Annotated in this window: 13 protein-coding genes; 6 read left to right on the top strand and 7 right to left on the bottom strand. The window is 69.4% G+C overall.

The genetic code is table 11. The features are described from left to right. Positions 1-94: 94 nt before the first annotated feature. Positions 95-514, bottom strand: coding sequence for a cold-shock protein (locus ACWF82_RS16610; RefSeq protein ID WP_218716916.1), 420 nt, complete (start codon positions 512-514; stop codon positions 95-97). A 162-nt stretch (positions 515-676) separates the two neighbouring features. Between ACWF82_RS16610 and ACWF82_RS16615 the strand changes: the two genes are divergently transcribed. Then, the gene (locus tag ACWF82_RS16615) at positions 677-910 is read left to right on the top strand and encodes a hypothetical protein (RefSeq protein ID WP_379307624.1); all 234 of its coding nucleotides are present in this window, start codon (positions 677-679) and stop codon (positions 908-910) included. Between the two features lie 373 nt (positions 911-1,283). Continuing rightward, complete coding sequence (locus ACWF82_RS16620) at positions 1,284-1,892, top strand: transglycosylase family protein (protein ID WP_452502015.1); 609 nt, start codon at positions 1,284-1,286, stop codon at positions 1,890-1,892. Positions 1,893-1,959: 67 nt separating this feature from the next. Here the strand turns inward: ACWF82_RS16620 and ACWF82_RS16625 are convergent, their stop codons facing one another. Continuing rightward, a complete protein-coding gene (locus ACWF82_RS16625) occupies positions 1,960-2,151 on the bottom strand; it encodes a hypothetical protein (RefSeq protein ID WP_189030191.1) in 192 nt (63 codons plus the stop codon). Between the two features lie 39 nt (positions 2,152-2,190). Between ACWF82_RS16625 and ACWF82_RS16630 the strand changes: the two genes are divergently transcribed. After that, positions 2,191-4,491: a helicase-associated domain-containing protein gene (locus ACWF82_RS16630; RefSeq protein ID WP_452502017.1), complete on the top strand. Its 2,301-nt coding sequence runs from the start codon at positions 2,191-2,193 to the stop codon at positions 4,489-4,491. A gap of 10 nt (positions 4,492-4,501) precedes the next feature. Here ACWF82_RS16630 and ACWF82_RS16635 read toward each other — a convergent pair whose 3' ends face one another. Further along, on the bottom strand, positions 4,502-5,011 hold the full coding sequence (locus ACWF82_RS16635; RefSeq protein WP_452502019.1) for an LppU/SCO3897 family protein: 510 nt from the start codon (positions 5,009-5,011) through the stop codon (positions 4,502-4,504). Between the two features lie 108 nt (positions 5,012-5,119). Here ACWF82_RS16635 and ACWF82_RS16640 point away from each other — a divergent pair, with 108 nt between their 5' ends. Both ACWF82_RS16640 and ACWF82_RS16645 read left to right on the top strand, forming a co-directional pair. Beyond that, positions 5,120-5,980 (top strand): hypothetical protein, encoded by an 861-nt coding sequence (locus ACWF82_RS16640; RefSeq protein ID WP_452502021.1) that lies wholly within the window; start codon positions 5,120-5,122, stop codon positions 5,978-5,980. 147 nt (positions 5,981-6,127) lie between these two features. After that, positions 6,128-6,991: an LLM class flavin-dependent oxidoreductase gene (locus ACWF82_RS16645; RefSeq protein WP_452502023.1), complete on the top strand. Its 864-nt coding sequence runs from the start codon at positions 6,128-6,130 to the stop codon at positions 6,989-6,991. Between the two features lie 21 nt (positions 6,992-7,012). Here ACWF82_RS16645 and ACWF82_RS16650 read toward each other — a convergent pair whose 3' ends face one another. The 4 genes from ACWF82_RS16650 to ACWF82_RS16665 form a co-directional block, all read right to left on the bottom strand. After that, positions 7,013-7,405, bottom strand: a complete 393-nt coding sequence (locus tag ACWF82_RS16650) for an SgcJ/EcaC family oxidoreductase (protein ID WP_379307613.1) — start codon at positions 7,403-7,405, stop codon at positions 7,013-7,015. Between the two features lie 112 nt (positions 7,406-7,517). Then, positions 7,518-8,909: a M1 family metallopeptidase gene (locus ACWF82_RS16655; RefSeq protein WP_452502025.1), complete on the bottom strand. Its 1,392-nt coding sequence runs from the start codon at positions 8,907-8,909 to the stop codon at positions 7,518-7,520. Positions 8,910-8,979: 70 nt separating this feature from the next. After that, positions 8,980-9,645: a DUF3239 domain-containing protein gene (locus tag ACWF82_RS16660; RefSeq protein WP_452502027.1), complete on the bottom strand. Its 666-nt coding sequence runs from the start codon at positions 9,643-9,645 to the stop codon at positions 8,980-8,982. A gap of 94 nt (positions 9,646-9,739) precedes the next feature. Then, positions 9,740-11,407, bottom strand: coding sequence for a DNA repair helicase XPB (locus tag ACWF82_RS16665; protein ID WP_452502029.1), 1,668 nt, complete (start codon positions 11,405-11,407; stop codon positions 9,740-9,742). A gap of 364 nt (positions 11,408-11,771) precedes the next feature. On the opposite strand from ACWF82_RS16665, the gene ACWF82_RS16670 reads away from it, so the two are divergent. Next, positions 11,772-12,368 (top strand): LysE family translocator, encoded by a 597-nt coding sequence (locus ACWF82_RS16670; RefSeq protein ID WP_452502260.1) that lies wholly within the window; start codon positions 11,772-11,774, stop codon positions 12,366-12,368. The last annotated feature ends 88 nt before the right edge of the window (positions 12,369-12,456 follow it).

Raw genomic sequence — 12,456 nt, forward strand, 5'->3', positions numbered from 1 at the left:
GCGCCGTTGCGTACGCGACGAAGGAGCAAGCAACGGTGCCTGACCGGCGGGACAGGAGGGGCCGCGACCTCGAGCGCGCCAGCGCTCCAAAAACTCAGTGGTCGAGTTCGCGCGCCACGGCGCGGACGACCTCGGAGATGCGCTGGGACAGCTTGCGATCCGGGTACTTGCCCCGGCGCAGGTCCGGCTGGACCTTGGTCTCGAGTAGCGTGATCATGTCCTCGACCAGGCCGTGCAGCTCGTCGGGCGACTTGCGCGGGCCCGCGTCCTTACGGGCGGGCTGCTGAGACTGGTTGCCGCGCACGGTCGGCGGCGCCTCGAGCAGCTTCAGGCTGAGCGCCTGCGGGCCACGCCGGCCAGCGGCCATGCCGAATTCGACGCGCTGTCCGGGCTTGAGCCCTTCGACGCCATCGGGCAGCGCGGAGGAACGGACGTAGACGTCCTCGCCCTCGTCTTGGGAAAGGAAGCCGAAGCCCTTTTCGACGTCGTACCACTTCACCCGGCCGGTCGGCACTGCGCTCACCCGTTCATCATTCGACACCCGAACCCTTGTGGTCCGGGTTACTTCGTACTCGTTGTCGCGAAAAGAACGCGCCCCACAACAAGGCAGGACGCGATGTGCTCAGAGTCTACCCCGGTGGCCATACCGCGAGCACATCAGTTTTACGGTGCAACGGTGACCAACACTCCTCCGCCCGCACGCGACCCTCGGCGCCCGAGCGATCGCCTGCTGCAACTCGCCGTCGCGCTGTTCGGAATCGGGATCCTGGCCGTGGTCGCGATCTTCGTGACGCCGATCGTCTCCGACAGCTCGCCGGGGCTATGGCTGTACGGGCTGGCGATGCTCGCGCCGGTAGGTTTCCTGCTCGGCCTGGTGTTCGCGTTGTGGTCGGGCCGTCGCACGCGTTGACGCGTCAACCGGTTACCCCGGTAGATCAATGCCAAGACGGTGGTGTGACCTTCGTCACATAACGGCATGGTCACGAAGTGAGCGTGCAACCGTCGCGCACACGCGGCACCGCGACTACCTGCGCCGACGCCTCCGGGATAACCCTGAGACCACCCCGATACCCGCCCGCACACGCCGGTTACCAAATAGTGACTTTCCCCGCTGTCCGTCGTACCGTTTCTCTCAGCCGGGGCAACCCCCGGAACCACCGGCCCGCCGCACCGAACTTCACCCCGCGGGTACCGGACCCCGATTGGAATCAGGGGTGAGGGCGGACCGGGAGACCTCTCAGTCCGGACCACATGCAGGTGCGCACGAGAGGAAGAAACCCGATATGAGTGGACGCCACCGCAAGCCGACTTCCACCGGCCGCACTGTCGCCAAGGTCGCCGTCACCGGCGCGATCATCGGCACCGCCAGTGCAGCTTTCGCCGGAAACGCCAGCGCGGCCCCCGACTCCGACTGGGATCGCCTCGCGCAGTGTGAAGCCGGCGGCAACTGGGGAATCAACACCGGCAACGGCTACCAGGGTGGGCTGCAGTTCTCGCCCTCCACCTGGAACGCACACGGTGGTGGCGAGTACGCCGCCACGGCCAACCAGGCCTCCCGCGAACAGCAGATCGCGGTCGCCGAAAAGGTTCTCGCCTCGCAGGGTTGGGGCGCTTGGCCCTCCTGCTCGTCCAAGCTAGGCCTGAGCAGCGGCCCGACCGAGCGCATCGCTCCCTCGGCCCCGAGCTGGGCCCCCCAGGTCAACGTCCCGCAGGTGCAGGATCCGAGCCAGGAAGTCTTCCAGGCCGTCGACCGCGCGCTCACCGTCGTGCAGCAGCAGGGTGTCGCCGTGCCCCAGCAGGCGCTCGATTTCTTCAACTCGGCCAAGGGCACTCAGCTCGACCCGGCCGTGATCGACTTCTTCGAGGCGAACAAGGGCCTGCTGCCCTCCTGATCGCCCCCACAGACAACAAGAGCCCGCATCCCCCCAGGGATGCGGGCTCTTGTCTTTCGCGTCCGAACTACACCCGGTTGATGACAGTCTGCGGGTGGATGTACGGCAGCTTGGCCGCCGGGACGGGAAACTCGGTGTCCTCACCGAAGGGCGAGAGATTACCGGCGCGGGTCGACGACAGTTCGGTCACGGCGTGCTCGCCGTCGGCCACCTGCGGCCAGCCGTTGTCGACGTAGGGTTTCTTCGATTTGTTCACCACGGCCTCATTCTGGCATACGCACAACGTAGGCTGGATCGGATGATCGCGACGGACTCCCTCGCCGATTGGCTCGGTGCGCGCACCGACGACCAGCTGGTGAAATTGCTGCAGTTGCGGCCCGATCTGGCGGTGCCGCTGCCCGCGTCGATGTCGGTGCTCGCGGTGCGCGCCCAGCAGCGGGCCTCGGTGCTGCGCGCCGCCGACGACCTCGACACGCTCGAGTTCGCGATCATCGAGGCGCTCACGGCCAACGAGGACGCGCGCACCATCGGCACCGCGATCACGCCGCTGTCCAAGACCACCCTGCACGCGCAGCTCAAGGACCGCGTCACCAAGACCGCGTTCACCGCCGCGCTGACCCGCCTGCTCGACCGCGCGGTGATCTGGCAGACCGGCGACGGCCTGCACCTGACGGCCAGCGCCGCCGAAGCCCTCCCCTGGCCCCTCGGCGCGACGACGGCGCTGCCGGACGCGCTCACCGAGCCCGAGGTCACCACCGCGCTGGCACAGGCGAGCCCGGCCGAACGGGCGCTGCTGGAGAAGCTGGCCACCACCGGCCCGCGCGGCCGCACCAGAGACGCGGCGCCAGGCACACCCGCCGACCGCCCGGTGCCGCGACTGCTCGATGCCAGGCTGCTGCACCGGATCGACGACGAGACGGTCGAACTGCCGGTCACGGTCGGCCAGGTGCTGCGCGGCGAACCGGTCACCGACCCGCACGCCCTCGCCCCGCCCAAGCCGACGCTGACCAAGCACGCGCCCGCCGAGGTGAACGCGGTCGGCGCGGGCGAAGTCGGTGAGCTGCTGCGCGATTGCGCCGATCTGCTCGACGCGCTGGGCCGCCTGCCCGCCCCCGCCCTGCGCGCCGGCGGACTCGGCGTGCGCGAATTGCGCAGGCTGGCCAAGCAGACCGGGGTCGACGAGCAGCGCGCCGGCCTGCTGCTGGAGTTGCTCGCCGCCGCGAAGCTCGTCGAGAAGGGCCTGCCCGAGCCGACACCGGAACTCGACACCACCGACGACTTCTGGGCCCCGACCCCCGCCGCCGACGCCTGGCTCGACGCACCGCCCGCGACCCGCTGGGTGCTGCTGGCGCAGGCCTGGCTCGACCTGGATCGCATGCCCTGGATGATCGGCCTGCGCGACGCCGCCGACAAGCCGATCGCCGCGCTCTCGGCGGAGCTGCGCATCCCGCACGCCGTGCGTGACCGGCACGCGATCCTCGGCCTGCTCACCGAGTACCCGAGTGGCTCCGCGCTGTCCGCGTCCGATATCGGCAAGCTGCTGGCCTGGCGGATGCCGCGGCGGCGCAGGCACTTCCGCCTCGACGCGGTCACCGCGACCCTCGCCGAGGCCGCCACGATCGGCATGCTCGGCCGTGGCGCGCTCGATTCCGCCGCCAGGGCCCTGCTGCACGGCGCGCCGACCAGCGTCGCCGACGCCGAGGCCGAGATGGCCGCGGCGCTGCCGGAACCGGTCGATCACGTGCTCGTCCAAGCCGACCTGACGGTGATCGCCCCCGGCCCGCTCGTCCCGGAACTGCGCGCCAGGATCGCGCTGGTCGCCGATGTGGAGTCGGCGGGCGCGGCCACGGTCTACCGGGTCGGCGACGCCTCGGTGCGCCGGGCACTGGACGCCGGGATGACCGCCGCCGAACTGCACGCCCTGTTCGCCACGCACTCCCGCACGCCGGTCCCCCAGTCGCTGACCTACCTCATCGACGACGTCGCCCGCCGCCATGGCCAGCTGCGCGCTGGCATGGCCCAGTCGTTCCTGCGCAGCGACGACCCGGCCCTGCTCGCCCAGGTCCTCGCCGCACCGGTGGCGGACACCCTGGCCCTGCGCGCGATCGCGCCGACCGTCGCCATCGCCCTCGCCCCGCTGGGCGAGCTGCTCGACCAGCTGCGCGCGGCCGGTTTCGCCCCGGCCGGTGAGGATTCCGCCGGCGCGATCGTCGACCTGCGCCCGCGCGGCGCCCGCATCGCCGTGCGCCCCCTGGCCCGCAAGCCCTACCGCCCGAGTCCCCCGAGCGACGAGCAGTTGTCCCTGCTGGTCACCGAACTCCGCGCGGGCGAACGCGCCGCGGGCGCCCGCACCGGCCAGTCCGTGCGCACCGACGGCACCCGCACGGGCACCGCGGCCACCCTGGCCCTGCTCCAATTGGCCGCCAGGGTGGGCCGCCCGGTGAACATCGGCTACGTCGACGCCCAGGGTGTCGCCAGCCAGCGCGTGGTCGAACCGATCCGCGTCGGCAACGGCCAATTAGACGCGGTCGACCCCGTCACCGGCGCGACCCGCCACTTCACCCTCCACCGCATCGCCTCGGTCGCCCTGCTGGACTGACGTTCCAGGATTACGGCTTGGCCATGCAGAACGTCGTCTTCGGGTCGGCGACCGTACGGAACTGGGTCGCGTCGGTGCCGCACTGGAGCTCGTCGGCAACTCCGTCGATCCGCTTGACGACCTTGAACGTCGCCTCCGGCGCGGTGCAGGCGACGGCCTCGGCGGGGCGCTTGCCCGCGTCGGCGTAGCAGCTGCCCTCGGCGAAATTGGGGGCGAGGCAGAGGCCGGTCTTGGTGTCGCCGACGGTGCCGTTGAAGGTGGCGTCGGAGACGGCGCAGGTCAGCGGGGCCGTGCCGACCTGAACGATCCGGTAGTTCGACGTCGCCGCCGAGCAGTCACCAACGGTCGCCTTCATCGCGTCGGCCGCGTTGTCGGTGACCTCGACGCAGGCGCCCTTGGTGACCGCGCCCGCCGACGAGTCGCTGTCCGACGAACAGGCGACGACCGCACCGACCAGTGCGACCGTCGCGACGGGGGCGAACAGAATCCGCGCCAGCAGTCGCTTTCCTGGGAAAATCACTGAAAACCTCACTCACCGAACGGTTCAGGCATACATGGCCGCCGGTGACGATACCCAAGCCGGTGTCGTCCGCGCTCGGCCACGTCGAACCTGGCTACCATCACAAAGATGACCCTCGACGATGTCGCAGGCGAGCTGTACGGCCTCGACCCCGGCGACTTCGTGGCGACCCGCAACCAGCGGGCCGCCCAGGCTCGCGAGGACGGTGACCGCGACCTGGCCAAGGCCGTCACCGCGCTGCGCAAACCCACGGTCGCGGCGTGGACGGTCAACCTGCTGGCCCGGCACGCGCCGAAGGAGATCGCGGCCCTGCTCGACCTCGGTGACGCCCTGCGTTCGGCGCAGCGCCAGCTCTCCGGCGACAAACTCCGCGCGCTCGGCGCGCAGCGCCAGCAGGTTGTCAACGCGATGACCAAGCGGGCGGGCGAACTGGCCACCGAGCACGACCGGCCCGCGAGCGAACAGGTGCTGCGCGAGGTCGGCCAGACCCTCACCGCCGCGCTGGCCGATCCCGATGTCGCCGATCAGGTCCGCGCCGGTGTCCTGCCCGCCACGGTCACCTACGACGGTTTCGGCCCGGCCGGGCTGGTCGCGATCACCGGGGGCAAGGCCGCCGCGCCCGCGAAGCGCGCGAGCCCCCGCCGTTCCGGCAGGTCACCGGAGGACGCCGAGGCGGCACGTCGCGCCGAGGCGAAGCAGGAACTCGACGACGCCGAATCCGCGCTGGAGACAGCCCGTTCAGCGCGGGATGTAGCGGAAACCGCCGCCACACAAGCCAAAACAGAGCTGGAAGAGATCGAGGCTCGCATCGACAAGTTGCGCACCGACCTCGAGCACGCCGAGCAGCAGCGCCATTTCGCCCGCACCACCGAGCATCGAGCACGCGGCGAATTGACCTCCGCACGTAGCCAATTCGAGCGGATGCAGCGATGGGCAGACCACGCCCGTGACCGCATGGAAGAGAAATAGTCATCCACCCGTGCCGAGCCCCGGCGGATGAGGACTGAACAGACCCAACACGTCGCCCCCAAGGTCATCGATACAGTCGCCGACTGGCTGAAGGTGCGCTGTCGGGGCTGGCATGATCGCGGTGTGGACCTACGATTCGGTATTCAGTTGGCACCGACAGCGACCGAGCTGCCGCAGCTACGCGCGATGGCAAAGGTGGCGGACCGGGAAGGCCTGGATCTGCTCGGCATCCAGGATCATCCGTACTCGGGCGGGCTGGCCGATACGTTCGCGGTGATCGCCACGATATTGGCGGAAACCGAACGGCTGCGGGTGTTCCCGGATGTCGCCAGCCTGCCGCTGCGCGGGCCCGCGATGCTCGGGAAGCAGGCCGCGACCTTGGATCTGCTCAGCGGCGGGCGATTCGAACTCGCTGTGGGAGCGGGCGCGTTCTGGCCCGCGATCGGCGCCATGGGCGGACCGGTGCGGTCGAATCCCGAAGCGCTGCGGGCGCTCGAGGAAGCTACCGCGATCATCCGCGCCATGTGGCGGCCGGGGACGAAGGCGACAGTCGAAGGCGCGCACTACACCGTGCACGACGTGCAGTCCGGACCCGCGCCGGCGCATCCGGTCGGGATCTGGTTCGGCAGCGTCGGCCCGAAGGCCAACGCGCTCACCGGACGTATCGCCGACGGGTGGGCCGCGCCCATCCCGCACTACCTGCCGTACGAGAAATGGCGGGCGACACAGGACATCATCTCCGCCGCCGCGATCGACGCGGGACGCAAACCGGCCGACATCACCCGGATGGCGCAACTCGTCGGAACGATCACCGACACTCCGGGGCCGGTCACCTTGCGCGGCGAGGATCCGATTCGCACCGACGCCGCGGGCTGGGCTCGCGTACTAGCCGATCTCGCCACGGAAACCGGCTTCGACACCTTCGTGTACTGGCCGGAATCCGCCGACGACACCCAGCTTCGCCGCTGGATCGGTGACGTCGTTCCCGCCACCCGCGCCTTGTGTGCCTGACCGTCCCCGGCGCTCCACCCGCTACCCGATACTCACCGGGGTGTTCTGCCCGGTACGGATACGCCATTCGCTCGCCCGCTGCTCGAGCGTCAAGATGATCACACCGTGCATCGGGTCCGGCGCCGAATCGTCGCTACCTCGTGTGCGTTGCCGGGCAACGACCTGCACGAAGGTCGGTGCCAATTCGATAGTCTTCTCGAGGCGGTAGTGCACATTCACGTCGTGCAGTGGGCCGTTCGCGCCGAACACGAAACGTTGTTTGATCAGCAGTTCGTCCCGGCCGGCGGCCACACTGCCACTGAAGTTCACGAAAGTGCTGTCCTCCCAGAACAACGCGTTCATGCCGTCGGCGTCGTTGGAGTTGAACGCCCCTTCATACCGCTCCAGCACCCGCACTGCCGCATCGATCGTCATCGCTTCTCCTAGCCTCGGTTTGACGCAGTACAACCCAGGCTAGAAGCTCGAGTGCACTTCAGGTAAAGCCCGCCGAGCTGGATCACATCTTGATCGACCCCGCCGCGGTGACTCAGCGGCCCAGCGTGCCCGGGTACAGGAATGCCTCCCGCGGCGGCGATGTCGAATCCAGCCACTCGCGCAGGAATTCACCGAGCGGCATCGAGGTCCGGCTCTGCAGGAACTCCCGGAATTCCGGCATCGAGGCATGGCCGTCGCGGCGCGCGGTCACGAAATCACGGATGGCCGTGAAGAACACGTCCTCACCGAGCAGTTTGCGCAACGCGTGCAGGAACAGCGGACCGCGATAATAGACCGAGGTGAACTCGTCGCCCGCGCCCGGATTCGCGAGCGCGATCTCCCAGAACTCCGGATCGTCACGGAATTTCGCGATCGTCTCGCGGTATTTGGTGTCGACATCGGCCTGCTCGACCCGCTCGATCCAGAGGTACTCGGCGGTGTAGCTGGCGAAGCATTCGTTGAGGCAGATATCGGACCACTGCTTCACCGACATGGTGTCGCCCCACCACTGGTGGGCCAGCTCGTGCACCACGGTGTCCAGGTCGGCCCACGGCGCATAGGTGGGGCGGGTCTGGGTTTCCAGCGAGAACGGGATCACGGCGTCGACGTAGATGCCGCCAGCGACGTCGAAGGGATAAGGGCCGTACAGGTTCTCGAGGAAGTCGAGGATTTCCGGCAGGCGCTGTTCGTCCTCGCGGTTGCCCTCGGACTCCGGCGCGAAGGCGCTCAGCACCGGGGTGCCGTTCGCCCGCCGCTGTTCGAGGAAGGTGAAGTGGTCGACCGCGATCGTGGTCAGGTACCCGAGGACGGGCGACCTGGTCTCCCAGGTGGTGACGAGCCTGCCGTCGCGCACCTCGTGCACGGTGCGGTCGCCGGTCGACATCACCTCCCAGTCGGCGGGCACGGTGGCGTGCAGGGTGAATGTCGCCTTGTCCAGGGGTGTGTCGTTGAGCGGATACCAGGTGCTCGCGCTGTGCGGCTGGCCGACGGCGAACGCGCCGCCGCTCGGCGCGTAGGTCCAGCCCTCGCCCGCGGTGTCGGCGGGCTGGCCTGCGTAGTCGACGATGATCCGCATCGGCAGGCCGGGCGGCAGCGGGAGCAGCGGGGTGACGACCAGCTCGCGGTCGCCGTCGCGGCTGAACCCCGCGGGCTGCCCGTTCACCGTCACCATCAGCACCTCGGGGCCGCGGTAGTCGAGGTTGAACTGGGCCAGCGGCTGGGTCGCGCCCGCATCGATGCGCGCGGTGCCACGCAGGAAGGAGGTGGCCGGGTCGTAGTCGATCGTCAGCTCGTAGTGGTCGACGTCGTAGCCGCCGTTGCCGTCCAGCGGATAGTAGGGATCGCCCAGCCCCGGCGCCCCGATCAGCCCCTGGTCCGCGGCGACCGGGCGGATACCGAGCGTCAGTATCGCCAGGATCGCGCAGATGGAGGCCGACCATCGCATCTGGACAGGCACCTTTCACCGGATCGAGCCCGCGGACACAGTCCATCGTCCCAGCCGCGCGGCGAGACTCCTAGCCCAGGTCGCCGGGCAGCTGCTGCGGGTCGAGCAGCAGGCGCTTGGTCGCCGTGCGCCGCACGCGCGCGGCCAGCGCCAGGTTCGCGGTGAGCAGCTGCCATTCGACCTCGGTGATCTCACCGCGGGCCCGCTCGATCACCGCACTGTCGCGAGTACCCCACGCGATCGGCATGGCGGTGACCAGCTGCCAGCGTTCGCCTACCTGCCGCGGCGCGCTGTCGGTGCGGACCGCGACGGCGGGCACCCGTTCGCCGGGTTCGGGCGCGTGGCCGGGCAGCGCGCGCACCTTGCGGGTGATCAGCGCCCAGCTGCGCGTGGCCGACGCCGGCTCGGCGACGTCGACGAGGGCGAGCAGCACGATGCCGGACGCCTCGGTCTCGGTGACCACGGCGGGCACCAAAGCGCCGTTCTGGTACAGCTTCTCGATACTGGAGCGGTGCGGAGTCCACAGCGCGACCCACAGCGCGATCGCCGCGACGAGGACGCACACCACCGCGAGCAGGTATCCCCACGCCTGCCCGCTCCACAGCAGCGCGGCCGTGGCCGCGACGGCGAGCCCGGCGACCAGCAGTGCGACCACGCGCAGCCTGCGTAACCCGGTGAACGTCTCGTTGACCGCATGAGCGTGCTCACGGTCGACCACGAATTCGAAGCGGCGCACGGTTCCTTCCTAGCACAAGTTGCGGAGGAGTTGCCTCCACTTATCTGCCGGGGACTTCACCGCACGGTACCGCGATCCGACCTGCCGATCAGCTCTACGCGCCGTCACCGATCGGCGGTCCGAGCAGATCGTCGGCATCGGTGATGCGGTAGGCGTACCCCTGCTCGGCGAGGAACCGCTGCCGATGCGCGGCGTACTCGGCGTCGAGGGTGTCGCGGGCGACCACGGAATAGAAATGCGCCTGTCCCCCATCCTGTTTCGGCCGCAACAGTCTACCGAGGCGCTGCGCCTCCTCCTGCCGCGAACCGAATGTCCCCGAAACCTGCACCGCCACAGACGCTTCCGGCAGATCGATGGAGAAGTTCGCCACCTTGCTCACCACCAGCACCGGTACCTCGCCGGACCGGAACGCGTCGAACAGCGCCTCGCGTTCCTTGTTCTTGGTGGCACCCGTGATCACCGGGGCGTTCAGATCGATGCCGAGTTCCTCGAGCTGATCCAGGTAGGCGCCGATCACCAGCGTCGGCGCGTCCTTGTGCCTGGCCAGGATCGACTCGACCACCGGGATCTTGGTGCGCGCGGTGGAGCACAGCTTGTAGCGCTCCTCCGGCTCCGCGGTCGCGTACGCCATCCGCTCGGCGTCGGTGAGCGTGACCCGCACCTCGATGCAGTCGGCGGGCGCGATCCAGCCCTGCGCCTCGATGTCCTTCCACGGCGCGTCGTAGCGCTTCGGGCCGATCAGCGAGAACACATCGCCCTCGCGGCCGTCCTCACGCACCAGCGTCGCCGTCAGGCCGAGCCTGCGGCGCGACTGTAGGTCAGCGGTCATCCGGAAGACCGGCGCGGGCAGCAGGTGCACCTCGTCGTAGATCACCAGGCCCCAGTCGCGACTGTCGAACAGCTCGAGGTGCTTGTACTCGCCCTTGGTCTTGCGGGTGATCACCTGGTACGTGGCGATCGTGACCGGGCGGATCTCCTTGCGCTCACCGGAGTACTCGCCGATCTCGTCCTCGGTCAGCGTGGTGCGCGCCAGCAGTTCGCGGCGCCACTGCCTGCCCGCGACGGTATTGGTGACCAGGATCAACGTGGTCGCTTTGGCCTTGGCCATGGCGGCAGCGCCGACCATCGTCTTGCCCGCGCCACAGGGCAGCACGACCACGCCCGAGCCACCGGCCCAGAACGAGTCGGCGGCCATCTCCTGGTAGTCGCGCAGGTGCCACTTGGCGTCGGTGTAGTCGAGGCCGATGTCGTGCGCCTCGCCGTCGACGTAGCCGGCCAGGTCCTCGGCGGGCCAGCCGATCTTCAACAGCATCTGCTTGATGTGACCGCGCTCGGACGGATGCACGATCACCGTGTCGTCATCGATGCGGGCACCGAGCATCGGCGCGATCTTCTTGTGCCGCAGCACTTCCTCGAGCACCGCGCGATCCAGGCTCACCAGGCACAAACCGTGCGCGGGATGCTTGACCAGCTGCAGCCTGCCGTAGCGGCCCATCGTGTCGACGATGTCGACCAGCAGCGGCTGCGGCACCGCGTACCGCGAGAAGTTCACCAGCGCGTCGACGACCTGCTCGGCATCGTGGCCTGCCGCGCGGGCATTCCACAGCGCCAGCGGCGTGATCCGGTAGGTGTGCACATGCTCGGGCGCACGCTCCAGCTCCGCGAACGGCGCGATGGCCTGCCGCGCGTTGCCTGACAGCTCGTGCTCGACCTCGAGCAGCAGGGTCTTGTCGCTCTGCACGATCAATGGGCCGTCGGTCACAGTGCTCCTCGGCGGCCGGGGCCGCGGGTTTCGGGGCCTGGTGACCCTCGACTCAGCACTCGAGACGCGCCTGCGCTTCGACTGCTGGGGCGAGGGGCAGCCCCGAACGGGCTCGTCAGCCCTGTGCGGGGTGCGTTCGGCCGGGATGTTTCTCCAGTGGGCGCCGACGCGATGGGACGCTTCGGCAGCCTTTGTCGATTGTACGGATCGGGACCGACACGACCTGGGCCGATTCAGCCACCCGCGCGATGGCCGGGGTCCAGCGAGTGTCGACTGGACCGCGACAAGGCCCGGCTGACCAGGTCAGACTCGATGCGTGCTTCAGACTACGGCGGTTCTCGGGGTTGCGGCGGCGGCGCTCGGCATGGTGCTGACGCCGGGACCGAACATGATGTATCTCGTCTCACGGACGGTGTCGCAGGGGCGGCGAGCGGGGATGATCTCGCTGGCCGGGGTCGCGGCCGGGTTCGGGGTGTATCTGCTGGCCGCCGCGGCGGGGATCACGGCGGTGTTCGCGGTGGTTCCCGGGCTGTACATGGGGATCAAGCTGGCCGGGGCCTGCTATCTGCTGTGGCTGGCCTGGCAGGCGGTGCGGCCGGGCGGGGTGTCGGTGTTCGCGCCCGCCGACCTGCCGGTGGATCCGGCGCGACGGCTGTTCACCATGGGATTCGTCACCAACCTGCTCAATCCGAAGATCGCGATCATGTACATGGCACTGATCCCGCAGTTCGTCGATCCGGAGCGCGGGACGCTGTGGTTGCAGAGCCTGTCGCTCGGCGCGGTGCAGATCACGGTCGCGCTCACCGTCAACGCGCTGATCGTGCTCGGCGCGGCAGGCCTGGCCGCCTTCCTCACCGCGCGGCCGCTCTGGTTGCGGACCCAGCGGTACCTGATGGGGACCGCGCTCGGCACCATCGCGGTGCTGCTCGCCACCGACAAGGCGCGGCCCTCGCCGGCCTGAACTCAGCCCCCACCGCGGCGGGCGAGTGTTCGACGAGGACACCCGCTGCCGCCGGGCCGCGCCACCGTGAGACCCGGCGTCGCGACGT

The organism is Nocardia sp. NPDC055053 (assembly GCF_053608285.1).

Bases quoted from the DNA above. Each gene is read 5' to 3' on its own strand.
- ACWF82_RS16630 (WP_452502017.1), top strand. From the start codon at position 2,191: ATGATCGCGACGGACTCCCTCGCCGATTGGCTCGGTGCGCGCACCGAC.
- ACWF82_RS16650 (WP_379307613.1), bottom strand. From the start codon at position 7,405: ATGACGATCGATGCGGCAGTGCGGGTGCTGGAGCGGTATGAAGGGGCG.
- ACWF82_RS16620 (WP_452502015.1), top strand. From the start codon at position 1,284: ATGAGTGGACGCCACCGCAAGCCGACTTCCACCGGCCGCACTGTCGCC.
- ACWF82_RS16670 (WP_452502260.1), top strand. From the start codon at position 11,772: ATGGTGCTGACGCCGGGACCGAACATGATGTATCTCGTCTCACGGACG.
- ACWF82_RS16655 (WP_452502025.1), bottom strand. From the start codon at position 8,909: ATGCGATGGTCGGCCTCCATCTGCGCGATCCTGGCGATACTGACGCTC.
- ACWF82_RS16640 (WP_452502021.1), top strand. From the start codon at position 5,120: ATGACCCTCGACGATGTCGCAGGCGAGCTGTACGGCCTCGACCCCGGC.